This is a genomic window from Romboutsia sp., assembly GCF_051659545.1.
GTDB lineage: Bacteria > Bacillota > Clostridia > Peptostreptococcales > Peptostreptococcaceae > JBOFOR01.
Genome location: NZ_JBOFOR010000220.1, coordinates 1 through 21,713, shown reverse-complemented (window position 1 = coordinate 21,713; position 21,713 = coordinate 1). Strand labels below are relative to the sequence as shown.

Here is a 21,713-nt window from a genome sequence, read left to right as displayed (position 1 = left end):
TAACGCTCAAATAAAAGTTGTCCATCGCTCAGCTAATCATTATCTGAATATCTGGCTTGGTTTGTTTGTGTTTTAATTCTGTTAAGAATTATGTTTGTTTCTATAAATTAACCTACTGTTTAATTTTCAAAGTTCTTATGTGTTTCTCTTTGGTACTAATTAATAATAACATTGTAAAATAATTAAGTCAATGCTTTTTTTATATTTTTTGTAAAATAATAGGTTATATCAAATAATAACTATCATCTGATATAACCTATTATCTTCTTTTTACTAAATTTTATGCATCTCAACTAAAATATTTTTGAATACCTACATATATAGACCACGCTAGTTTTTCTTGATATATTTCATTGCTTAACAATTTAGTTTCTTTATCATTAGATAAAAAACCACATTCTACCAAAACGGAAGGTATCTCATTTTCTTTTAATATATATATATCTTCGGTTGGTTTTATTTCTCTGTTATTAGTAGCATCTACAACTCTTTTCAATTCACCTTGTATGTATTTTGATAATTTTTGAGAATCCTCTTTCCCCTTTGGATAAAAAGTTTGTGCACCATAATATTTAGATTCTGTAAAAGCATTCGAGTGTATAGATACAAACATATCAGCATTTGATTCTTTAATTATTTTTTTTCGATTTTTTAAGTTTTCATTATATTTTTGTCTTATTGTTTTATTCCCATTTTCCGTATACAAGCTACTATCATCTTCTCTAGTAAGTATTACAACAGCTCCACTAGACTCTAATAATTCTCTCAATTTAAGAGTAATAGCCAAATTAATATTTTTTTCTTCTATTAATTTATCATTACTTAATTTACCAGGATCAATTCCTCCATGTCCAGGATCTAATATTATTATTTTATTAGTTACTGGCATATACTTTATAACATCTTCAGATACATTTTTTACTTCAAATATAGCAACAAGCATTAATACTAGTGCTACCCCTCCAAATAATATATGTTTTATGTATTTTTTCACAATATCACCCTATACATTTATATTAAAAAAGACTTTGGAATATTCCAAAGCCTTTGTACAAACATATAAAATTATCTCTTTGAGAATTGTGGAGCTCTTCTTGCTGCCTTTAATCCGTATTTCTTTCTTTCCTTCATTCTAGCATCTCTAGTTAAGAATCCTTCTTTCTTTAAAGCAGGTCTTAAATCTATATCAGCTTTTAATAAAGCTCTAGATATACCATGTCTTATAGCTCCAGCTTGTCCAGTGAATCCTCCACCTTCAACTGTTACTATAACATCGTACTTAGTTTCGTTGTTAGTTAACACTAATGGTTGCTTAACATCTCTTATTAATGTTTCGTAGTTGAAAAATTCATCAACTGCTCTTCCATTTACTACTATGTTTCCTTCACCTGCTACTAATCTTACTCTAGCAACAGAGCTCTTTCTTCTTCCAGTTCCGTAATATTGAACGTTAGCCATGATAACTCCTCCTTTCACTCGTAATTATTATTTAAAGTTTAAAACTTCTGGATTTTGAGCTGCATGATCATGATTTGCTCCTGCGAATACTCTTAATCTAGTCATCATTCTGCTTCTTAATTTGTTTTTACATAACATACCGCTTACTGCATGAGAAACTACTTCTTCAGGCTTCTTAGCCATCATTTCTCTGTAAGAGATTTCTTTTAATCCACCTACATAACCAGTGTGGTATCTGTATAATTTTTGATCTAATTTCTTTCCTGTTAAAACTACCTTCTCTGCATTTACAACAACAACGAAGTCTCCTCCATCAACATGCGGAGTGAAAGTAACCTTGTGCTTCCCTCTTAATACTGTCGCTATTTCAGTTGCTAAACGACCTAATGTTTTTCCTTCAGCATCAACGATGTACCATTTTCTTTGTACATCAGCTGGCTTAGCTATATAACTTTTCATAGTTGTCCCTCCTTAACTTTTTTTTCATATAAAAATTTTACCGTTTATGTCAAGTCCGGGGCAAGTGGACTTATTAACACACTCTAATTCATTTTAATACATGGCCCCTGGTGTGTCAAGCTAATAATCAACTTTTTTAAGAAATAATCCATGTGCTGGAGCTGTATGACCACACATACTTCTTTCTTTTGAATCAATTATCTTTTTTAAACTTTCTTGTATTCTTCCTCTACCTATATCAACTAACGTTCCTACTATTATTCTTACCATATTATATAAGAATCCATTACCTTCTACTTCTAAAATAATCATGCCCTCTTGTTTTTCTAAATCAATGTCATAAATTTCTCTAAATGTATCAGTTACAGAAGAACCAGAGCTCATAAAACTTTTGAAATCATGTTCTCCAATTAAATGTTTTGCTTCTTTACACATTTTTTCAAAATCAAGCTCATATTTTACATGATAAGATATATCCTTATATATAGGATTTCTATAAGGACTATTATTTATTAAGTATCTATATCTTTTTCTTTTCGCACTATATCTTGAATGAAATTCATCTTTGACTTCAGTACAATCTATTATAGATATATCTTTTGGTAATTTAGCATTTAATGCATTCGGTATTTTATCTATGGGTATCATAGCGTCCAATTTAAAATTTGCAACTTGACCTAAAGCATGTACTCCTGCATCTGTTCTACCTGAGCCAACAATCTTAACTTCTTCTTTTGTAATTTCATAAATTGATTTTTCTACTGTTCCTTGTATTCCCAAAGAATCTGGTTGTTTTTGCCACCCACAATAATTTTGACCATTATATTGGATTACAATTTTTATATTTCTCATTATTTACCTCTTTATAAATATCTTGTAACTATAATTATAACCAAATATGAAACCTGTATTCCATAAGCTATATAATCTCTCTTTGTCATTACAGATTCTTTCATTTTGGTCCTATTGTATCCACCTCTATAACATCTCGCTTCCATTGCCATAGCAAGTTCATCTGCTCTTCTAAATGCACTTACAAATAAAGGTACTAATAAAGGCACTAAATTTTTAGCTCTATTTACAAGATTTTTACTCTCAAAATCTGCACCTCTAGACATTTGAGCCTTCATTATTTTGTCTGTTTCATCTAATAATGTAGGTATAAATCTCAAAGCAATAGTCATCATCATTGCTAATTCATGTACAGGTAAACCTATTTTTCTAAATGGGTTTAAAAGTCTTTCTATACCATCTGTAAGCTCAATCGGAGATGTTGTTAGTGTTAGTATTGATGTACCTACAACTAAAAACACTAGTCTTATTGCCATAAATACAGCTTGTTCTATACCCTGTCTAGTTATTGTCATAAATCCAAATGACCAAATCGCATCACCAGGTAAAAAGAATATATTTATTATGAATGTAAATAATATAATCCACCTAAGAGGTTTCACACCTTTTACAATGTATTTTACAGGTATATTAGAAAGTTTTATTACCGCTAATAAAGACACTAATACTATAGCATAAGGCCAAAATTTATTTATTACAAATAAGGATACCATAAATACAAAAGTAGCTATAAGTTTTACTCTAGAGTCTAATTTATGAACAACAGAATTTGTAGGATAGTATTGTCCAATAGTTATATCCTTTAACATTTTTTCCTACCTCTCATAACTTTTAAAATTTCTTCTTGTGCCTCTTCTATTGTCAGTATATCTTCTTTAATATCAAAACCTTTTTCTCTTAATTTTAGAGCTAATTCTAAAACTTGAGGAATATCTAATCCTATTTCTTTTAACCTATACGTATTGGATTTAAAAACTTCTCTTGGAGTTCCAATAAACTCTATTTGACCTTCATTCATAACAATTATAGTTTTTGCTAGTTTAGCCATATCATCCATGCTATGTGATGATAATATTATTGTTATATCACTCTCTTTGTGAAGATTTTTTATTAATTCAAAGATTTCATCTCTACCTCCAGGGTCTAATCCCGCTGTAGGTTCATCTAAGATTAATACTTCTGGTTTCATCGCTATAACACCAGCTATAGCTACCCTTCGTTTTTGACCTCCTGATAATTCAAAAGGAGACTTTTCTTTAAAGGCATCATAACCAAGGCCTACAGCTTCCATAGACTCTTTTACTCTCTTTTGTATTTCACTGTCCTCTAGACCTAAATTAGAGGGTCCAAAGGCTATATCTTTTTCTACAGTTTCTTCGAATAATTGATATTCTGGATATTGAAATACTACTCCTACTCTTTTTCTAATCTCAGTTAAATTTAATTTCGGATCTGTAATATTAAAATCATTAATATAAATTTCTCCTGAGGTCGGTTTTAGTATTCCATTTAGGTGCTGAATTAATGTTGATTTTCCAGATCCTGTATGTCCTATAAGTCCTACAAAATCTCTATCTTTTATTTCAACACTAACACCATCCAATGCTTTACTTGCAAAAGGCATTCCTTCATTATATATATGAGTTAATTTTTTTACTACAATCGACATAATTCCATCACCATCTCATCTACAGTTAATATATCACTACTAATTTCTAAACCACTTTTGATTAACATACCAGAAAGCTCCGTCATACAAGGTACATCTAGTCCTATATTTTTTAACATATCTATTTTTTTAAAAACTTCTCTTGGTGTTCCTTCAAGGACCTTTTTACCTTTTTCCAGAACAATGACTCTATCAGCCTCAACAGCCTCTTCCATAAAGTGAGTTATGTGTATTGTTGTAATGTTCTCTTCTTTATTAAGTCTTTTTATAGTTTTCATTACTTCTTTTCTTCCAGATGGGTCTAACATTGCTGTCGCTTCATCAAATATTATACATTTCGGTTTCATTGCAATTATACCCGCTATCGCAACTCTTTGTTTTTGACCTCCTGATAGTAAGTGCGGTTGTCTGTCTTTTAATTCATACATTCCTACACTTTTAAGCGCTTCTTCCACTCTTTTTCTAATTTCTTTAGGTTCTACACCCAAGTTTTCAGGTCCAAAAGCTACATCTTCTTCTACTACTGTTGCTACGATTTGATTATCAGGATTTTGAAATACCATTCCAGCAGTTTGCCTTATTTCCCATAAATTTTTTTCTTCTCTAGTATCCAAATCATCTATAAGTATGCTACCTTCACTTGGTAATAATATAGCATTTAAGTTTTTAGATAAAGTAGATTTTCCCGAACCATTATGCCCTATAATTACTACAAATTCACCTTTTTCCACTTCTAAACTTAATTCATCTATCGCTTTATGTGCCGATTCATCTGTTATATATTCAAACGACATATTATTAACTTTAACTATTTTATCCATTCTTTTACTCCTTCTGTAAGCAGTACTAAAAAAACTATTTTAAATAATATTATATCATAGTTTAGATAAAAAGTATTCTATATACATTTCTAAAAAACAAAAAAGGATTAAGCTATTAAGCTTAATCCTTATCATACTATACTAATTCTATAAAAGCCATTTCAGCAGCGTCGCCTTTTCTTGGTCCTTTTTTGATTATTCTAGTATATCCACCGTTTCTCTCAGCGTACTTTGGAGCTATTTCAGTGAATAAATTATTTACTACAGTTTCATCTATTACATAAGCTAAAACTTGTCTTCTAGCATGAAGATCTCCTCTTTTACCAAGAGTTATCATCTTTTCTGCCATTCTTTTAGTTTCCTTAGCTCTAGTTACAGTAGTTTCTATTCTTCCATTTCTTAGTAAATCAGTTACTAAGTTTCTTAACATAAGGTTTCTGTGAGCTGTTTCACGTCCTAATTTACGGTAAGTAGCCATACTATCCCTCCTTCTTGCTATTCTTCGCTTGGTTTAAGACCTAGTCCAAGTTCTTCTAATTTTTGGATTACTTCCTCTAAAGATTTCTTCCCTAGATTTCTAACCTTCATCATATCGTCCTCAGACTTATTAGCTAATTCTTCAACTGTATTTATTCCCGCTCTTTTTAAACAGTTGTATGATCTAACTGATAAATCTAATTCTTCTATCGTCATTTCAAGAACTTTTTCTTTTTGGTCTTCTTCTTTTTCTACCATTATCTCAACATTGCTTACATGCTCTGTTAAGTCTATGAATAGATTTAAATGTTCAACTAGTACTTTAGCTGCAAGAGATATTCCTTCTTGAGGATTTATACTTCCATTAGTCCAAACATCTAGTATTAATTTATCATAGTCTGTTTTTTGACCTACTCTTGTGTTTTCCACATGGTAGCTCACTTTTTCAACAGGAGTATATATTGAGTCTACAGGTAAAACACCTATAGGCATATGCTCTGTCTTATTTTCTTCAGCAGAAACATAACCTCTACCTTTGTCTACATATATTTCCATATTAAGTTTAGAATTTTCATCTAGCGTAGCTATGTGTAAATCTTTGCTTAATATTTCAACATCTGGAGGGCATATTATATCTGATCCCTTGATAGAGCATGGTCCTTGAGCTTCTATTTTAAGTGTTCTACTTCCTTCACCATCTATAGTAGCTGAAAGTTCTTTTAATGCTAATATCATTTCTGTAACATCTTCCTTAACACCTGGTACTGTAGAGAATTCATGAAGAACTCCATCTACTTTTATAGAGTTAACTGCAACACCCGGTAAAGAAGATAATAATATTCTTCTTAAAGCATTACCTATAGTTATGCCATAGCCTCTTTCTAGAGGTTCTATGACAAACTTTCCATATCTATAGTCTTCGCTAAGTTCGATTATATCTACTTTTGGTTTTTCTATTTCTATCATGGACAAAACCCTCCTTTAAATTTATTAATCCACTGAGGGTAAACAAAATTTTAAAAATTAATTTTAAAATATGCTTATTACTTAGAGTAAAGTTCTACTATTAAGTGTTCTGCTATTTCAAGATCTACATCTTCTCTTGAAGGAACAGCAACAACTTTAACGTTCATTTCTTCTAAGTTAGCTTCTAACCACTTAGGAGCTATTCTAGTATTGTTTTCTACTAAAGCTTTGAATTTAGCAGAAGACTTTGATCTTTCTTTAACTGTTATAACGTCACCTGGTTTAACTGTTATAGAAGCTATATCAGCCTTATGTCCGTTTAATAAGAAGTGACCGTGTCCTACTAATTGTCTAGCTTCTTTTCTAGATGAAGCTAATCCCATTCTGTAAACAACATTATCGAATCTTCTTTCTAATAAGCTTAATAAGTTTTCACCTGTTATACCAGCCATTTTATCAGCACGCTCGTATAGGTTTCTGAATTGAGTTTCTAAAACTCCGTATATTCTCTTAACTTTTTGCTTTTCTCTTAATTGTAATCCATAGTTAGAAACTTTCTTTCTACCTTGTCCATGTTGTCCTGGAGCATAGTTTCTGTTAACTATAGCACATTTATCAGTATAACATCTATCACCTTTAAGGAATAATTTCATTCCTTCTCTACGGCATTGTCTGCATGATGCACCTGTGTATCTTGCCATGTCTTTGCACCTCCTAATTTACTTTATTATAATTACACTCTTCTTCTCTTTGGTGGTCTACATCCGTTGTGAGGAATTGGAGTAACGTCTTTTATCATTGTTACTTCTAGTCCAGTAGCTTGTAGAGCTCTTATAGCAGCTTCTCTTCCTGATCCTGGTCCTTTTACAAATACTTCAACAGTCTTTAATCCGTGTTCCATTGCAGCCTTAGCAGCAGTTTCACCAGCCATTTGAGATGCGAAAGGAGTCGCTTTTCTTGACCCTTTGAATCCTAATTGTCCTGAAGATGCAGCAGATATAGCATTTCCGTGAACGTCAGTTAAAGTTATTATAGTGTTGTTGAAAGTTGATTGTATGTGAGCTTGACCACGTTCTATGTTTTTACGCTCTCTTCTTCTTACACGTGTAACTTTCTTTTTTGGTTTAGCCATTTCATTTTCCCTCCTATCTAGTTATTATTTAATTACTTCTTCTTCTTACGAGATACTGTCTTTCTAGGACCTTTTCTAGTTCTAGCGTTAGTCTTAGTTCTTTGTCCTCTTAGTGGAAGACCTTTAGCATGTCTCATACCTCTGTAACATTTTATATCTCTTAATCTCTTTATGTTTAAAGCTATCTCTCTTCTTAAGTCACCTTCAACTAAGAAATCATTGTCTATTATCTTTCTTAATTCGTTAACTTGTTCTTCAGATAAGTCTTTTATTCTCGCATTAGGATCTATTTCAGCTTTAGCTAATATTTCATTAGCAGTCGCTTTACCTATACCATATATATAAGTTAAGCCTATTTCCGCTCTTTTCTCTCTAGGTAAATCTACTCCAGCTATTCTTGCCATTTAGTCGCACCTCCTACACTTAGTTTTTAGTGTTAAAATCTTAATATCATATCAATCCGAGTACAGATTTTTTACGATTAAAAATATTTTTCTGCTAACATCACAGTATTATATTATACTATAATTTTTAGAAAATTGCTAGTAATAATTTATTATCCTTGCTTTTGCTTGTGCTTTGGATTTTCGCAGATAACCATTACTTTACCTTTTCTTTTTATAACCTTGCACTTTTCGCACATTGGTTTTACTGATGGTCTTACTTTCATTGTTAATCCCTCCTTAGACTAATCTTAAAATAGTCTACTTCTTACGCCAAGTGATTCTTCCTCTTGTAAGGTCATATGGAGAAAGTTCAACATTCACCTTATCACCTTCAAGAATTCTTATGAAGTTCATTCTTAGCTTTCCAGATAAGTGACATAATACTTCATGTCCATTTTCTAATTTTACTTTAAACATAGCATTAGGTAAGTTTTCACTAACTGTACCTTCTAGTTCTATAACATCTTTTTTGGCCATTAACTAACCAAGCCTCCATTTCAATAAGCTAAATACTTTGATTTAACTTAGTAAGTTCAACTCTTAAAAAATTATCTATACTATCTTGTTAAGATATTATCTTGTTTTTAACTTTATAATTAATAACATTATTTTTTTCAAGTGCTTAACTTTTTTTAGTTTAGGTTTATCAAAACCTATACTCAAATAATTTGATAACATCCTGTTCACCTACTTTTTATAACTAAAGTGAAGTTAATATAAGTGGTTCATCTTCTGTGATTGCTATCGTGTGCTCATAATGAGCTGATTTTTTGCCATCTATTGTGACAATAGTCCATCCGTCAGCTAAAGTCTTAATATGAAAACGACCAGCGTTTACCATAGGTTCTATAGCCAGAACCATTCCTGCTTGAAGTCTTGGTCCTTTTCCTGATGGTCCATAGTTAGGTATTTGAGGATCTTCATGAAGTTCTGAGCCAACTCCATGACCAACTAAATCTCTAACTACTGAGAAACCATGTTTCTCAACGTGTGCTTGTACTGCGTGTGAGATATCTGATAATCTATATCCTAGTTTAGCAAATTTTATGCCTTCATAGAAGCTTTCTTTAGTTACTTCTATTAATTTCCTATCTTCTTCAGTTATTATTCCTACTCCATGAGTTTTCGCAGAATCTGAATGATATCCTTTATAATAGGCTCCTATATCTAAGCTTACAATGTCTCCTTCTTTTAACAGCTTTTCTCCTGGTATTCCATGTACAACTTCTTCATTTATAGAAGCGCATATAGATCCTGGAAATCCACCATATCCTTTAAAAGATGGTACTGCATTGTATTTTCTTATATTCTCTTCAGCTATTTTATCTAACTCTAAAGTAGATATTCCCGGAGTTATAGCTGCTTTTAATATCTCATGAGTTTCAGCTACTATTTTACCAGCTTCTCTCATGATTTCTATTTCTTTTTTGGATTTCAAAATAATCATTATTTTTCACATCCTAGAGCTTTTACTATATCTTCAAATACCTTATCTATAGATTGTTGACCATTTATGTTAGCTATTATACCTTGAGAACTATAATAATTAACTAATGGTTTTGTTTCATCTAGATAAACTTGTATTCTCTTTGATACAGTTTCTTCTGTATCATCTGCTCTTTGATATAACTCTCCTTGGCATACGTTACATACGCCTTCTTCTTTAGGAGGATTAAACATAACATGATACGTTGCACCGCAAGATTTACATATTCTTCTTCCTACAGCTCTTTCTACTAATATATTCTTATCAACTTCGATATTTATTACCTTGTCTAAATCTATACTAGTTTCTTGTAAGAACGCATCTAAATGTTTAGCTTGAGCAACATTTCTTGGGAAACCATCTAACATGAATCCTTTTTTACAGTCATCTTGAGCTATTCTATCAGTTACTAAACCTACAGTTAACTCATCTGGAACTAATAAACCTTGATCCATATATTCTTTTGCTTTCTTTCCAAGATCTGTTCCTTCTTTTATATTCTTTCTGAATATATCTCCTGTTGATATATGAGGTATGTTATATTTTTCTACTATACCTGCAGCCTGTGTACCTTTACCAGCACCAGGAGGTCCAAGTAATATTATTCTCATATTATCATCTCCAATTTATTTTAAGAAACCTTGGTAGGTTCTCATAACTAAATTTGATTCTAACTGTCTCTTAAGTTCTAAAGCAACCCCTACAACTATCAATAGAGATGTTCCAACTAAAGTTACTTGTATCTTCATAAAGAACATGATTATAGCTGATACCATAACTATTCCAGATAGGAATAATGCTCCCGCAAGAGTTAATCTTGATAATATTCTATTTAAATAATCAATAGTAGGTTTTCCAGGTCTTATTCCTGGTATAAATCCACCGTTATTTTTCATATTATTCGCTATATCTTCCGTATTAAATGATACAGTTGTATAGAAATAAGAGAAGAATACTATCAGCAGAATTTCAAGACATCTGTATATCCAAACTCCAGGGCTAGCCATAGGGTTGAAATACGTTTGAACAAAACTTTGAGCATCTGCACCCATAAACATAGCTATCGTTTGAGGGAAAGCTAAAAGTGAACTAGCAAAGATTACCGGTATAACCCCTGATTGGTTGACTTTCATTGGTATGTGAGAACTTTGTCCTCCATACATTTTTCTTCCTACAACCCTTTTAGCGTATTGAACAGGTATTTTTCTAGTGGCTTCTTGTATATATGTAACAGCAGTTATTGTTAGAAGTATAACTACTGCTAATAATAAAGCAGCCCACATGTTTACTTTTCCATCTGCTATGGATTTTGATATTGTTATAACATCGTAAGGTATTCTTGATATAATACCTATGAATATTATAATAGAGCTTCCATTACCTAATCCTTTTTCGGTAATTTTATCTCCTATCCACATTAATAACATACTTGCTGATACTAATGTTAAGATAACTGTAATTATAAAAAATACACTATCTGTTTTTAATGCACCCTTAACAACTCCCAATGTAATTGCTATTGCTTGAACGAATGCTAAAGCTAGTGCTATATATTTCGTATACTTATTAATCTTTTTCTTGCCTTCTTCACCAGACTTTTGAAGTTCTTCCAAACTTTCAAAACCTATAGTCAAAAGTTGTATTATGATAGAAGCAGTTATATATGGTCCTACCCCTAAAGCAAATAACGTGAAGTTACTAAACGCTCCTCCTGTGAACAAGTTATATAGGGAAAGAAGACCATTTGAGTCAACCATTCCCTTTATAATACTTGTATCTACTCCAGGAACAGGTATTGTTGCACCTATCCTAAATACTAAAATCATCATCAAAGTATATAATATTTTTCTTCTTACATCTTTAAGTTTCCAAGCTTGTTTTAACTGTGCTAGCACGTTAACTCACCCCGCCTGTTATGGCTAAGAGTAGCAGATTAGATTAAACTAATTCTGCTTTTCCTCCAGCTTTTTCTATTTTTTCTTGAGCTGAAGCAGTAAACTTAGCAGCTTTAACTGTTACAGCCTTTTCTAAGTTTCCTTCGCCTAAGATCTTAACACCATTTTTCTCTATTTTACTTATAGCTCCTGTAGACTTTAATAACTCTGCAGTTATTTCAGTTCCGTTTTCGAATCTGTTTAATAATTCTACATTAACTTCAGTGTAAACTTTCTTAAATATGTTGTTGAACCCTCTCTTAGGTAGTCTTCTAGCTAGTGGCATTTGTCCACCTTCGAATCCAACTCTAACTCCACCACCTGAACGAGACCATTGTCCCTTTTGTCCACGTCCTGCAGTTTTACCTTGTCCAGCTGCAGTACCTCTACCTAATCTTCTCTTAGCTCTTACTGCACCTTTAGCAGGTTTTAACTCATGTAACTTCATGGATTGCACCTCCTTCGTACTTCTGTAAATATTACTCAGCTATTTCAGTTACTTTAACTAAATGCTTAACTTTATTTATCATCCCTCTTATTTGGGCATTATCTTCTTTAACAACTACTTGTTCTCTTTTTCTTAGTCCTAACGCTTCTACGTTTTTTCTTTGGTTAGGAGTAGTTCCTATTGTACTTCTAACTAACTTTATTTGTAATTTAGCCATTTTTCACTACCTCCTTACCCTAGAAGTTCTTCAACTTTTTTACCTCTTAATTTAGCTATATCTTCAGCTGTCTTAAGAGAATTAAGTCCTTCTATTGTAGCATTTACCATATTTCTTGGATTATTAGATCCTAAAGATTTAGCTCTAACGTCTGTTAATCCAGCTAACTCAAGTACCGCTCTAGCAGGTCCACCAGCTATAACTCCTGTACCTTGCTTAGCAGGCATTATTAATATTTTTCCAGCTCCGAAGTGTCCGTTTACTTCGTGAGGTGTTGTTGTACCAACTATTGGTACAGTTATAAGATTCTTCTTAGCATCTTCTATTGCTTTTTTTATAGCGTCTGGTACTTCCATTGCTTTACCAGTACCTACACCAACGTGTCCGTTTTCATCTCCAACTACTACTAATGCTGAAAATCGGAAGTTTCTACCACCTTTTACAACCTTAGTAACACGTCTAACTTCAACAACTTTTTCTTTTAAGTCAAGTTGTCTTGCATCTATTGGTTTACGACGTAACATGTGCGTTTCCCTCCTTCTTTCTAGTTAATTAGAATTTAAGTCCAGCTTCTCTAGCACCTTCAGCTAACTCTTGAATTCTTCCGTGATATAAGTATCCACCTCTGTCGAAAACAACGTCAGTGATTCCTTTTTCTACAGCTTTCTTAGCGATCATTTCTCCAACTTTTCTAGCTGCTTCTTTGTTTCCTGTATGATTAACAGCTTCTTTTACTTCTGCTTCTAAAGAAGATGCAGCAGCAATAGTAACTTTGTTTGTATCATCTATTATTTGAGCGTATATATTGTTAGCACTTCTAAATACACATAATCTTGGTCTTTGAGTAGTTCCAGTTATCTTTCTTCTAACTCTCTTGTGTCTTTGAAGTCTATTAGCGTTTTTATCAGCTTTTTTTATCACAGGGCTCACTCCTTTCTAGCATTTAAGTTTGGTATTATTACTTCTTACCAGTTTTTCCTTCTTTACGTCTTACAACTTCACCAGCGTATCTTATACCTTTACCCTTGTATGGCTCTGGCTTTCTCCAGTCTCTTATCTTAGCAGCGTAGTTTCCTACTAATTGCTTATCTATACCTTTAACTAATAACTCAGTTTGGTTAGGAGATTCAACTGTTATACCTTCTGGATCTTCCATCTCTACTGGATGAGAGTATCCTAAGTTCATAACTAATTTACTTCCTTGCTTTTGAGCTCTGTATCCAACACCAACTAATTCTAATTTCTTTTCGAATCCATTAGTCACACCTACAACCATATTATCTAATAAAGTTCTAGTTAATCCGTGTAAAGATCTGTGTTGTTTATTGTTAGTAGGTCTTTCAACAGTTATAGTATTTTCTTCTTGTTTTATCATCATAGCACCATCAAATTGCTTAGTTAAAGCTCCTTTAGGACCTTTTACTGTAACTAAGTTTCCTTCAACTATAGTTACTTCAACACCTGCTGGTACTGTTATTGGCTTAACACCTATTCTTGACATAGTCGCACCTCCTTACATTGTTCGTATATATTACCAAACGTAGCAGATTACTTCTCCACCAGCATTTTCTTTTCTTGCTTGTCTATCAGTTAATATTCCTTTTGAAGTAGATATTATTGATATTCCTAATCCGTTTAATACCTTTGGTATTTCTTGATTAGAAGCGTAAACTCTCATACCTGGCTTAGATATTCTCTTAAGTCCTGATATAACTCTTTCGCCTGTTTGTCCGTACTTTAATTGTATTCTTATTATTCCTTGCTTTCCATCTTCTATAACATCATAACCTCTTACGAAACCTTCTTCTAATAAGATTCTAGCTAATTCTTTCTTCATATTAGAAGCAGGAACGTCAACAGTTTCATGCTTAACAGTATTTGCATTTCTGATACGAGTAAGCATATCTGCGATTGGATCTGTCATTGTCATATTGAAAACCTCCTTCCATTTATTACAAACTTTTACCAGCTTGCTTTTCTAACACCAGGTATTTGACCTTTATAAGCTAATTCTCTGAAGCATATACGGCATACACCAAATTTTCTTAAAACTGAGTGTGGTCTACCACATATAGTACATCTAGTGTATTCTCTAGTAGCGTACTTTTGCTTTTTTTGTTGCTTTACAATCATCGCTTTTCTTGCCACTGGAATCCCTCCTTTAGTAATTTCGCTTAGAAATGACCTTTTCTAAGCTTACTTAGAAAACGGCATTCCTAATAATTTTAATAACTCACGAGCTTCTTCGTCAGTCTTTGCAGTAGTAACGAATATTATATCCATTCCTCTTACTTTATCAACTTTATCGTATTCTATTTCAGGGAATATTAATTGTTCTTTAACACCTAAAGCGTAGTTTCCTCTACCATCAAACGCGTTAGGATTTATTCCTCTAAAATCTCTAACTCTTGGTAAAGATACAGACACTAATTTATCCATGAAGTAGTACATTTTTTCAGCTCTTAAAGTCGTCTTAGCACCTATTGGCATACCTTCTCTTAATTTGAAGTTCGCAACAGATTTTTTAGCTTTAGTTATAACAGGCTTTTGTCCAGATATTATTTGCATCTCTTCTACAGCCTTTTCTAATCCTTTTGGATTTTCTCTAGCGTCACCTATACCCATGTTCATAACTATCTTTTCTAACCTAGGTATTTCCATAACATTCTTATATCCAAATTTCTCCATTAAAGCAGGAGCAACTTCTTTCATGTATTTATCTTGTAATCTAGTAGAAGCCATTTAAGGTCCCTCCTTTCAAACTATATTATATTTCTTTTCCGCTCTTTACTGATACTCTAACTTTTTTTCCATCTTTCATTTCAGATCTAACTCTAGTACCTTTTCCTGTTTCAGGATCAAGTGGCATTACATTAGATATGTGAATTGAAGATTCTTTGTTTATTATTCCACCTTGTGGGTTCATAGCCGTTGGCTTTTGGTGTTTAGTTATTACGTTTACACCTTCAACTAATACTCTGTTAGCCTTAGTGAATATTTTTGTAACTGCACCTTTTTTACCTTTATCTTTTCCTGCTATAACTACAACAGTGTCTCCTTTTTTAACACGCATCATGTCCTATTGCACCTCCTTATTATAGTACTTCTGGAGCAAGAGAAACTATTTTCATAAAGTCATTGTCTCTTAACTCTCTAGCAACAGGCCCGAATATACGAGTTCCTACTGGAGTTTTATCATCTTTTATTATAACTGCAGCATTCTCGTCGAAAGATATATAACTTCCATCTTTACGTCTTACGCCTTGCTTAGTTCTTACTATAACAGCTTTAACAACTTTACCTTTTTTTACAACTCCACCTGGTGTTGCACTTTTAACAGTAGCAACTATAACGTCACCTATGTTACCATATCTTCTCTTACTTCCGCCTAGTACACGTATACATAGTATCTCTTTTGCACCAGAGTTATCCGCAACTCTTAGACGTGTCTCTTGTTGTATCATCGTAATCCCTCCTTTTCCAAAAAACTACTTAACTCTTTCAACAACTTCAACTAATCTGAATCTCTTATCTTTCGATAAAGGTCTAGTTTCCATTATTTTAACTCTATCTCCAATTTTACATACATTTTGTTCATCATGAGCCTTGAACTTTTTAGTTCTCTTAACTGGCTTATTATATAATGGATGACGTACGAAATCTTCAACAGAAACAACTATAGTTTTATCCATATTGTCACTTACAACACGGCCTATTCTAACTTTTCTTCTTCCTCTTTCCATGGTTAAAAAGTCTCCTTTCCAAATTAAGCTCTAGTTTCGTTTAACTTTCTTTCAGCAAGTACAGTCTTAACTCTCGCTATATCTTTCTTAACGAATTTTATTCTTGCTGTATTTTCTAATTGACCAGTAGCTAATTGGAATCTTAAGCTAAATAATTCACTTTTGAAGTTATTTAACTTGTTCGTTAGCTCTTCGCCTGTTAAATCTTTTAATTCTTTAGCTTGCATCCTATTCACCACCCTTTACTTCTAAATCTTCACGCTTCACAAACTTACATTTAATTGGTAATTTGTGCATCGCAAGTCTCATTGCTTCTCTAGCTTTATCTTCAGGAACACCTGCTAATTCGAACATTACTCTTCCTGGTTTAACAACTGCTACCCAATATTCTGGAGATCCTTTACCAGCACCCATACGAGTTTCAGCTGGTTTTCTTGTTACCGGCTTATGAGGGAATATTTTTATCCAAACTTTTCCGCCTCTTTTTATATATCTAGTCATCGCGATTCTGGCAGCTTCTATTTGGTTAGAAGTTATCCAAGAAGCTTCTAATGCAACTAATCCGAACTCTCCGTAAGTAACCTTGTTACCTTTTTGAGCCTTACCAGCCATACTTCCTCTGTGAACTCTACGACGTTTAACTCTCTTTGGCATTAACATGAGTATTTCCTCCTTCCTTGAACCTAAATCTAATTAATTTCCTCTGTTTTCAGTTCTTTGAGGTCTTGATGATGATCCTTGAGGTCTGTTTCCTCTGTTATCAGTTCCTCTATTTCCTCTGTTATCAGTTCCTCTGTTGTTGTTTCTTCTATCATTTTTCTTGTTATCTCTTCTATTGTCTCTTCTGTTGTCTCTTCTCTCTTCTCTTGGGTTTACACCATTTCTAGTAGGAAGAACTTCACCATTACATATCCAAACTTTTATACCAGTTTTTCCGTAAGTAGTGTTAGACTCAGCGAAACCATAGTCTATATCAGCTCTTAAAGTTTGTAAAGGTACATTTCCTTCACTGTAACCTTCAGTTCTAGCCATTTCTGCTCCACCTAATCTTCCTGATGCAGAAACTTTTATCCCTTTAGCTCCAGACTTCATAGCTCTTTGTATAGCTTGCTTCATAGCTCTTCTGAAAGCAACCCTTCTCTCTATAGCTAATGCTATATTTTCTGCTACTAATTGAGCACTTTTATCTGGGTTTCTAACTTCAACTATGTTAACTATTATAGTTCTTTTAGTCATTTTTTCTAATTCAGCTTTTAATGCTTCTATTCCTGCACCAGCTCTTCCTATAACTATACCTGGCTTAGCAACGTGTAGATCTAATTTCAACTTATTAGCTGTTCTTTCTATTTCTATCTTAGCAACTCCAGATGAGTATAATTTTTTCTTTAAAAAATTACGTACATTATGGTCTTCTAATAATAAGTTTCCGAATTCCTTTTTATCAGTTGTAAACCATCTTGAGTCCCAATCTTTTATGACACCGACTCTTAGTCCATGTGGATTAACCTTTTGACCCATTGTTTTCCCTCCTATCTATGAATTATTTTTTTTCCTTAACGACAACCTCTATATGAGAAGTTCTCTTTCTTATCATTGTTGCACGTCCCATTGCTCTAGGCATGAATCTCTTCATTGTTGGTCCTTGGTTTGCAACTACAGATGCTATATATAAATTTTCAACATCCATTTCATGGTTGTTTTCAGCGTTTGCTTTAGCAGATTTTACAACTTTAGCTATTATTGAAGCTGCTCCTCTTGGAGTGAACTTTAATATAGCTAATGCTTCATCAACATTCTTTCCTCTAACAAGGGCACAGATTTGTCCTGCTTTTCTTGGTGATACACGTACATATTTAGCAGTAGCTTTTGCTTCCATTTGCTATTCCTCCTTCCTTAGTCAGAAATTATTATTTTCTTTTATTAGATTTTTCGTCGTCCTTATGTCCTTTAAAAGTTCTTGTAGGAACGAACTCACCTAATTTGTGTCCAACCATATCTTCTGTTACAAATACAGGCACATGTCTTCTACCATCATGAACAGCTATAGTATGTTCTACCATTTGTGGGAATATAGTTGAAGTTCTTGACCAAGTCTTTATAACTTCTCTACTTCCAGCAGCGTTCATTGCATCTATTTTCTTTAAAAGTCTCGCATGTACGAAAGGTCCTTTTTTAGTTGATCTTGACATTTAATATCCTCCTTTCCTAGTGAAAAGTAATCTATTACTTAGTTCTTCTTGATACTATTTGCTTATCAGAAGCTTTATTTTTCTTTCTAGTTTTGTATCCAAGAGCTGGTTTACCCCATGGAGTAACTGGTGAAGGTCTACCTATTGAAGTTCTACCTTCTCCACCACCGTGTGGATGGTCACAAGGGTTCATTACAGAACCTCTTACTGTAGGTCTTATACCCATATGTCTTTTTCTACCTGCTTTACCTATAACAACGTTACCGTGTTCTATGTTACCAACTTGTCCTATAGTAGCCTTGCAGTCTACAGGAACGAATCTCATTTCTCCTGATGGTAATCTTAATAAAGCTTTCTTTCCTTCTTTAGCCATTAATTGAGCAGAAACTCCAGCAGATCTTACTAATTGAGCTCCTTTTCCAGGCTTTAATTCTATGTTGTGTATTACAGTACCTACTGGCATGTCCTTTAATGCTAATGCATTTCCTGGCTTTATGTCAGCTGTTGGTCCTGATAATATTGTAGTTCCAACCTCTAATCCAACTGGAGCTAATATATATCTTTTTTCACCATCTGCATAGTGTAATAAAGCTATGTTAGCAGTTCTGTTTGGATCATATTCTATAGTAGCAACCTTTGCAGGTATACCATCTTTGTTTCTCTTGAAATCTATTATTCTGTATTTTCTTCTGTTTCCTCCACCTCTGTGACGAACAGTTATTTTCCCGTGTGCATTTCTACCAGCATTTTTCTTTAAAGAAACTAAAAGACTTCTTTCTGGTTCGTTGCAAGTTATTTCATCAGAAACTAAAACTGTCATTTGTCTCAAGGCAGGAGAAGTTGGTTTAAACTTTTTTATAGCCATCTGTTTTCCCTCCTTCAGTTAATAAGGTAATTACATTCCTTGGAAGAATTCTATTTCTTTACTATCAGCAGTTAATTTAACTACTGCTTTCTTAAAGCTTGCAGTTCTTCCTTCAGATTTACCCATTCTCTTAACTTTACCATCGTAGTTTAATGTGTTAACTTTTTCTACATTTACTCCGAATATTTTTTCCACAGCTTTCTTTATTTCAGTTTTGTTAGCGCATTTAGCAACTACAAAAGTGTATTTTTTTCCAACCATTTCAGCCATACTTTGTTCAGTAACAACTGGTTTCATTATTATATCATGTGGATTAGTCATTATGCGTACACCTCCTCCACTTTTTTAACAGCATCTGTCGTTATTATGAATGAATCATACTTTAATATATCGTAAACATTTATAGTGTTAACTGTAGCAGTTGCAACACCTTCTATATTAGCAGCTGATTTTATTACGTTTGTATTGTTTTCAGCAGTTACTATTAAAGCTTTTTTAGCAGCGTTTACGTTGTTTAATATTTGAACGAACTCTTTAGTCTTAGGAGCTTCCATATTTAAAGCATCTAATACTATTACTTCACCACTTTGTACTTTAGCAGTTAAAGCACTCTTCATAGCTAATCTTCTTACCTTCTTAGGTAATGTGTAACTGTAATCTCTTGGCTTTGGTGCAAAAGCAACTCCTCCACCGATCCATTGTACAGCTCTTATAGAACCTTGTCTAGCTCTACCAGTTCCTTTTTGTTTCCAAGGTTTTCTTCCGCCACCTCTAACTTCTGCTCTAGTTTTAGCAGATTGAGTACCTTGTCTCTTGTTTGCTAATTGGTTTTTAACAACCTCATATAAAACATGTTCATTAACTTCTACATTGAATATAGAATCCATTAATTCTATTTCTCCAACATTTTGTCCATTAATATTTATTACATTTAATTTTGGCATTGTGCTTCCTCCTTTCTTAGGTTAGTCATTATTTAGAAGACTTAACTGCTTCCTTTATAGTTACTACTGAACCTTTAGGTCCTGGTATAGCACCTTTAACTAATATAAGGTTCTTGTCAGCGTCAACTTTAACAACTTCTAAGTTTTGAACAGTAACCTTAACGCTACCCATATGTCCAGCTAATTTTTTGTTTTTGAAAACTCTACCTGGGAAAGAACATGCTCCCATTGAACCTGGTCTTCTGTGGTATCTAGAACCGTGAGATTCAGGACCTCTTGATTGCCCATGTCTTTTTATAGGACCTTGGAATCCCTTACCTTTTGATGTTCCAGATACATCTATTTTTTCACCTGCAACGAATACGTCAGCTTTTATTTCTTGACCAACTGTAAACTCTTCTGCAGCATCTACTCTGAATTCTTTTAAATGCTTCTTTAACACGTTAGCAGCAGCTAAGTGTCCTTTTTGAGGTTTGTTTAATGATTTTTCTTTAGCATCTTCGAAACCTACTTGTATTGCACTGTATCCGTCTTTCTCAACTGTCTTAACTTGAGTTACAACGTTTGGTGTAGTCTCAACCACTGTTACTGGTACGAATATACCTTCTTCAGTAAATATTTGAGTCATACCTATTTTTTTTCCTAATATACCTTTCATATTAGCACCTCCTATATTCTTACAGCGGATTATACGTTCTCAGCATAATCATTCTAAGATAATCACTTCTATAGGATTAATCTTAGGTTGCTATTATAACTTTATTTCTATATCAACACCAGCTGGTAAGTCTAATCTCATTAATGAATCAACTGTCTTAGGCGTTGGGTTCGCTATGTCTATTAATCTCTTATGAGTTCTCATTTCGAACTGCTCTCTAGAGTCCTTGTACTTGTGTACAGCTCTTAATATAGTCACAATTTGTTTCTCTGTTGGTAGAGGCACAGGTCCTGAAACTTGTGATCCAGCCTTCTTAGCAGTTTCAACTATTTTAGCAGCTGAAAAATCTAATAATTTGTGATCATATGACTTTAATCTTATTCTTATTTTTTCATTTTGAGCCATTTTAATTTCCCTCCTTTATCGCACGTTTAATCTTTAGTTACGCACGACTTATGCCGATACACTGCTCCGGGTGTGTTGTATTTTACAAATCGACAATCGGTCGCTTCTAACTAAGATTTAGTTTATTTTTTCGTATCTCTCAAGCACACTATTATATTTTATATCATTTTTTATTTTTTTACAAGTTTTTTTTTATTTTTTTACAAGTTTTATTTTCTTGTATTAGTTTTTTCTAAACTTATTTTTTTCTTTCGTTTTAAGGCACTCACTTAGTATATAAAATTTCAAACCAATTGTCAACGAAATATGAGTAGTAATAATATACTATTTTAGAATTATATACAAAAAAAGAGGAGATTACCCCCTCTTTTTATATATATATAATAATTCTGTATAAGAGATTATTCTACTATAGAAGCAACAACACCTGATGCTACTGTTCTTCCACCTTCTCTTATTGCGAATCTTAATCCTTCTTCAACTGCTATAGAGTTTATTAACTCTACTGACATTGTTACGTTATCTCCTGGCATAACCATTTCTA

38 protein-coding genes and 1 pseudogene are annotated in these 21,713 nt (G+C 33.0%); all 39 read right to left on the bottom strand.

Annotation, left to right across the window (positions count from 1 at the left end):
- Nucleotides 1-289: 289 nt before the first annotated feature.
- The gene (gene cwlD, locus ACRC03_RS12195; protein ID WP_438652843.1) at nucleotides 290-994 is read right to left on the bottom strand and encodes an N-acetylmuramoyl-L-alanine amidase CwlD; all 705 of its coding nucleotides are present in this window, start codon (nucleotides 992-994) and stop codon (nucleotides 290-292) included.
- Nucleotides 995-1,065: 71 nt separating this feature from the next.
- Complete coding sequence (gene rpsI, locus ACRC03_RS12190; RefSeq protein WP_438652842.1) at nucleotides 1,066-1,458, bottom strand: 30S ribosomal protein S9; 393 nt, start codon at nucleotides 1,456-1,458, stop codon at nucleotides 1,066-1,068.
- Nucleotides 1,459-1,485: 27 nt separating this feature from the next.
- The gene (rplM, locus tag ACRC03_RS12185; protein ID WP_438652841.1) at nucleotides 1,486-1,917 is read right to left on the bottom strand and encodes a 50S ribosomal protein L13; all 432 of its coding nucleotides are present in this window, start codon (nucleotides 1,915-1,917) and stop codon (nucleotides 1,486-1,488) included.
- Nucleotides 1,918-2,037: 120 nt separating this feature from the next.
- Nucleotides 2,038-2,769: a tRNA pseudouridine(38-40) synthase TruA gene (gene truA / locus ACRC03_RS12180; protein WP_438652840.1), complete on the bottom strand. Its 732-nt coding sequence runs from the start codon at nucleotides 2,767-2,769 to the stop codon at nucleotides 2,038-2,040.
- Between the two features lie 11 nt (nucleotides 2,770-2,780).
- Complete coding sequence (locus tag ACRC03_RS12175; RefSeq protein ID WP_438652839.1) at nucleotides 2,781-3,578, bottom strand: energy-coupling factor transporter transmembrane component T family protein; 798 nt, start codon at nucleotides 3,576-3,578, stop codon at nucleotides 2,781-2,783.
- A complete protein-coding gene (locus tag ACRC03_RS12170; RefSeq protein WP_438652838.1) occupies nucleotides 3,572-4,438 on the bottom strand; it encodes an energy-coupling factor transporter ATPase in 867 nt (288 codons plus the stop codon). Before ACRC03_RS12170 ends, ACRC03_RS12175 begins: the two co-directional genes overlap by 7 nt.
- Complete coding sequence (locus ACRC03_RS12165) at nucleotides 4,426-5,259, bottom strand: energy-coupling factor transporter ATPase (RefSeq protein WP_438652837.1); 834 nt, start codon at nucleotides 5,257-5,259, stop codon at nucleotides 4,426-4,428. The genes ACRC03_RS12170 and ACRC03_RS12165 overlap by 13 nt, the downstream gene beginning before the upstream one ends.
- A 136-nt stretch (nucleotides 5,260-5,395) precedes the next feature.
- Nucleotides 5,396-5,737, bottom strand: a complete 342-nt coding sequence (gene rplQ / locus ACRC03_RS12160; protein WP_438652836.1) for a 50S ribosomal protein L17 — start codon at nucleotides 5,735-5,737, stop codon at nucleotides 5,396-5,398.
- Between the two features lie 17 nt (nucleotides 5,738-5,754).
- Nucleotides 5,755-6,702 carry a DNA-directed RNA polymerase subunit alpha gene (locus ACRC03_RS12155; RefSeq protein ID WP_438652835.1) on the bottom strand — a complete coding sequence of 316 codons (948 nt, stop codon included), beginning with the start codon at nucleotides 6,700-6,702 and terminating at the stop codon, nucleotides 5,755-5,757.
- Between the two features lie 77 nt (nucleotides 6,703-6,779).
- Nucleotides 6,780-7,403: a 30S ribosomal protein S4 gene (rpsD, locus tag ACRC03_RS12150; RefSeq protein ID WP_438652834.1), complete on the bottom strand. Its 624-nt coding sequence runs from the start codon at nucleotides 7,401-7,403 to the stop codon at nucleotides 6,780-6,782.
- Between the two features lie 32 nt (nucleotides 7,404-7,435).
- On the bottom strand, nucleotides 7,436-7,834 hold the full coding sequence (gene rpsK, locus ACRC03_RS12145) for a 30S ribosomal protein S11 (protein ID WP_438652833.1): 399 nt from the start codon (nucleotides 7,832-7,834) through the stop codon (nucleotides 7,436-7,438).
- A 32-nt stretch (nucleotides 7,835-7,866) separates the two neighbouring features.
- Nucleotides 7,867-8,238: a 30S ribosomal protein S13 gene (rpsM, locus tag ACRC03_RS12140; RefSeq protein ID WP_438652832.1), complete on the bottom strand. Its 372-nt coding sequence runs from the start codon at nucleotides 8,236-8,238 to the stop codon at nucleotides 7,867-7,869.
- Between the two features lie 152 nt (nucleotides 8,239-8,390).
- Nucleotides 8,391-8,504 (bottom strand): 50S ribosomal protein L36, encoded by a 114-nt coding sequence (gene rpmJ / locus ACRC03_RS12135; RefSeq protein WP_017753001.1) that lies wholly within the window; start codon nucleotides 8,502-8,504, stop codon nucleotides 8,391-8,393.
- A gap of 34 nt (nucleotides 8,505-8,538) precedes the next feature.
- Entirely contained in the window at nucleotides 8,539-8,757 is a 219-nt protein-coding gene (gene infA / locus ACRC03_RS12130; protein ID WP_438652831.1) for a translation initiation factor IF-1, read from the bottom strand.
- 223 nt (nucleotides 8,758-8,980) lie between these two features.
- Nucleotides 8,981-9,727, bottom strand: coding sequence for a type I methionyl aminopeptidase (map, locus tag ACRC03_RS12125; RefSeq protein WP_438652830.1), 747 nt, complete (start codon nucleotides 9,725-9,727; stop codon nucleotides 8,981-8,983).
- Nucleotides 9,727-10,377 carry an adenylate kinase gene (locus ACRC03_RS12120; protein WP_438652829.1) on the bottom strand — a complete coding sequence of 217 codons (651 nt, stop codon included), beginning with the start codon at nucleotides 10,375-10,377 and terminating at the stop codon, nucleotides 9,727-9,729. Before ACRC03_RS12120 ends, map begins: the two co-directional genes overlap by 1 nt.
- Nucleotides 10,378-10,392: 15 nt before the next feature.
- Nucleotides 10,393-11,661 carry a preprotein translocase subunit SecY gene (gene secY, locus ACRC03_RS12115; protein ID WP_438652828.1) on the bottom strand — a complete coding sequence of 423 codons (1,269 nt, stop codon included), beginning with the start codon at nucleotides 11,659-11,661 and terminating at the stop codon, nucleotides 10,393-10,395.
- 43 nt (nucleotides 11,662-11,704) lie between these two features.
- Nucleotides 11,705-12,148 (bottom strand): 50S ribosomal protein L15, encoded by a 444-nt coding sequence (gene rplO / locus ACRC03_RS12110; RefSeq protein WP_438652827.1) that lies wholly within the window; start codon nucleotides 12,146-12,148, stop codon nucleotides 11,705-11,707.
- A gap of 31 nt (nucleotides 12,149-12,179) precedes the next feature.
- Nucleotides 12,180-12,365, bottom strand: coding sequence for a 50S ribosomal protein L30 (gene rpmD / locus ACRC03_RS12105; protein WP_438652826.1), 186 nt, complete (start codon nucleotides 12,363-12,365; stop codon nucleotides 12,180-12,182).
- Between the two features lie 14 nt (nucleotides 12,366-12,379).
- Nucleotides 12,380-12,889: a 30S ribosomal protein S5 gene (gene rpsE / locus ACRC03_RS12100; protein ID WP_438652825.1), complete on the bottom strand. Its 510-nt coding sequence runs from the start codon at nucleotides 12,887-12,889 to the stop codon at nucleotides 12,380-12,382.
- A gap of 28 nt (nucleotides 12,890-12,917) precedes the next feature.
- Entirely contained in the window at nucleotides 12,918-13,286 is a 369-nt protein-coding gene (rplR, locus tag ACRC03_RS12095; RefSeq protein ID WP_438652824.1) for a 50S ribosomal protein L18, read from the bottom strand.
- 37 nt (nucleotides 13,287-13,323) lie between these two features.
- The gene (gene rplF / locus ACRC03_RS12090; protein ID WP_438652823.1) at nucleotides 13,324-13,866 is read right to left on the bottom strand and encodes a 50S ribosomal protein L6; all 543 of its coding nucleotides are present in this window, start codon (nucleotides 13,864-13,866) and stop codon (nucleotides 13,324-13,326) included.
- Between the two features lie 30 nt (nucleotides 13,867-13,896).
- Nucleotides 13,897-14,295 carry a 30S ribosomal protein S8 gene (gene rpsH, locus ACRC03_RS12085; RefSeq protein ID WP_438652822.1) on the bottom strand — a complete coding sequence of 133 codons (399 nt, stop codon included), beginning with the start codon at nucleotides 14,293-14,295 and terminating at the stop codon, nucleotides 13,897-13,899.
- A 32-nt stretch (nucleotides 14,296-14,327) separates the two neighbouring features.
- On the bottom strand, nucleotides 14,328-14,513 hold the full coding sequence (locus ACRC03_RS12080) for a type Z 30S ribosomal protein S14 (RefSeq protein WP_438652821.1): 186 nt from the start codon (nucleotides 14,511-14,513) through the stop codon (nucleotides 14,328-14,330).
- A gap of 48 nt (nucleotides 14,514-14,561) precedes the next feature.
- A complete protein-coding gene (rplE, locus tag ACRC03_RS12075) occupies nucleotides 14,562-15,107 on the bottom strand; it encodes a 50S ribosomal protein L5 (RefSeq protein WP_438652820.1) in 546 nt (181 codons plus the stop codon).
- A gap of 25 nt (nucleotides 15,108-15,132) precedes the next feature.
- Nucleotides 15,133-15,438 (bottom strand): 50S ribosomal protein L24, encoded by a 306-nt coding sequence (gene rplX, locus ACRC03_RS12070; protein ID WP_438652844.1) that lies wholly within the window; start codon nucleotides 15,436-15,438, stop codon nucleotides 15,133-15,135.
- Between the two features lie 22 nt (nucleotides 15,439-15,460).
- The gene (gene rplN / locus ACRC03_RS12065) at nucleotides 15,461-15,829 is read right to left on the bottom strand and encodes a 50S ribosomal protein L14 (protein ID WP_092921812.1); all 369 of its coding nucleotides are present in this window, start codon (nucleotides 15,827-15,829) and stop codon (nucleotides 15,461-15,463) included.
- Between the two features lie 24 nt (nucleotides 15,830-15,853).
- Nucleotides 15,854-16,108: a 30S ribosomal protein S17 gene (rpsQ, locus tag ACRC03_RS12060; RefSeq protein ID WP_438652819.1), complete on the bottom strand. Its 255-nt coding sequence runs from the start codon at nucleotides 16,106-16,108 to the stop codon at nucleotides 15,854-15,856.
- 23 nt (nucleotides 16,109-16,131) lie between these two features.
- On the bottom strand, nucleotides 16,132-16,335 hold the full coding sequence (gene rpmC / locus ACRC03_RS12055; RefSeq protein WP_438652818.1) for a 50S ribosomal protein L29: 204 nt from the start codon (nucleotides 16,333-16,335) through the stop codon (nucleotides 16,132-16,134).
- 1 nt (nucleotide 16,336) lies between these two features.
- Nucleotides 16,337-16,768: a 50S ribosomal protein L16 gene (gene rplP, locus ACRC03_RS12050; protein ID WP_438652817.1), complete on the bottom strand. Its 432-nt coding sequence runs from the start codon at nucleotides 16,766-16,768 to the stop codon at nucleotides 16,337-16,339.
- 33 nt (nucleotides 16,769-16,801) lie between these two features.
- Nucleotides 16,802-17,626, bottom strand: a complete 825-nt coding sequence (gene rpsC / locus ACRC03_RS12045) for a 30S ribosomal protein S3 (RefSeq protein ID WP_438652816.1) — start codon at nucleotides 17,624-17,626, stop codon at nucleotides 16,802-16,804.
- A 22-nt stretch (nucleotides 17,627-17,648) separates the two neighbouring features.
- A complete protein-coding gene (gene rplV / locus ACRC03_RS12040; RefSeq protein ID WP_438652815.1) occupies nucleotides 17,649-17,984 on the bottom strand; it encodes a 50S ribosomal protein L22 in 336 nt (111 codons plus the stop codon).
- A 31-nt stretch (nucleotides 17,985-18,015) separates the two neighbouring features.
- The gene (gene rpsS, locus ACRC03_RS12035) at nucleotides 18,016-18,297 is read right to left on the bottom strand and encodes a 30S ribosomal protein S19 (protein ID WP_438652814.1); all 282 of its coding nucleotides are present in this window, start codon (nucleotides 18,295-18,297) and stop codon (nucleotides 18,016-18,018) included.
- Nucleotides 18,298-18,331: 34 nt separating this feature from the next.
- On the bottom strand, nucleotides 18,332-19,162 hold the full coding sequence (rplB, locus tag ACRC03_RS12030; RefSeq protein ID WP_438652813.1) for a 50S ribosomal protein L2: 831 nt from the start codon (nucleotides 19,160-19,162) through the stop codon (nucleotides 18,332-18,334).
- A 30-nt stretch (nucleotides 19,163-19,192) separates the two neighbouring features.
- The gene (rplW, locus tag ACRC03_RS12025) at nucleotides 19,193-19,483 is read right to left on the bottom strand and encodes a 50S ribosomal protein L23 (protein ID WP_438652812.1); all 291 of its coding nucleotides are present in this window, start codon (nucleotides 19,481-19,483) and stop codon (nucleotides 19,193-19,195) included.
- Nucleotides 19,483-20,106, bottom strand: a complete 624-nt coding sequence (gene rplD / locus ACRC03_RS12020) for a 50S ribosomal protein L4 (RefSeq protein ID WP_438652811.1) — start codon at nucleotides 20,104-20,106, stop codon at nucleotides 19,483-19,485. The genes rplW and rplD overlap by 1 nt, the downstream gene beginning before the upstream one ends.
- A 28-nt stretch (nucleotides 20,107-20,134) precedes the next feature.
- Complete coding sequence (gene rplC / locus ACRC03_RS12015) at nucleotides 20,135-20,764, bottom strand: 50S ribosomal protein L3 (RefSeq protein WP_438652810.1); 630 nt, start codon at nucleotides 20,762-20,764, stop codon at nucleotides 20,135-20,137.
- A 93-nt stretch (nucleotides 20,765-20,857) separates the two neighbouring features.
- Complete coding sequence (gene rpsJ / locus ACRC03_RS12010; RefSeq protein WP_438652809.1) at nucleotides 20,858-21,169, bottom strand: 30S ribosomal protein S10; 312 nt, start codon at nucleotides 21,167-21,169, stop codon at nucleotides 20,858-20,860.
- Nucleotides 21,170-21,570: 401 nt separating this feature from the next.
- Nucleotides 21,571-21,713, bottom strand: a pseudogene (tuf, locus tag ACRC03_RS12005) (elongation factor Tu); the annotation flags it as partial.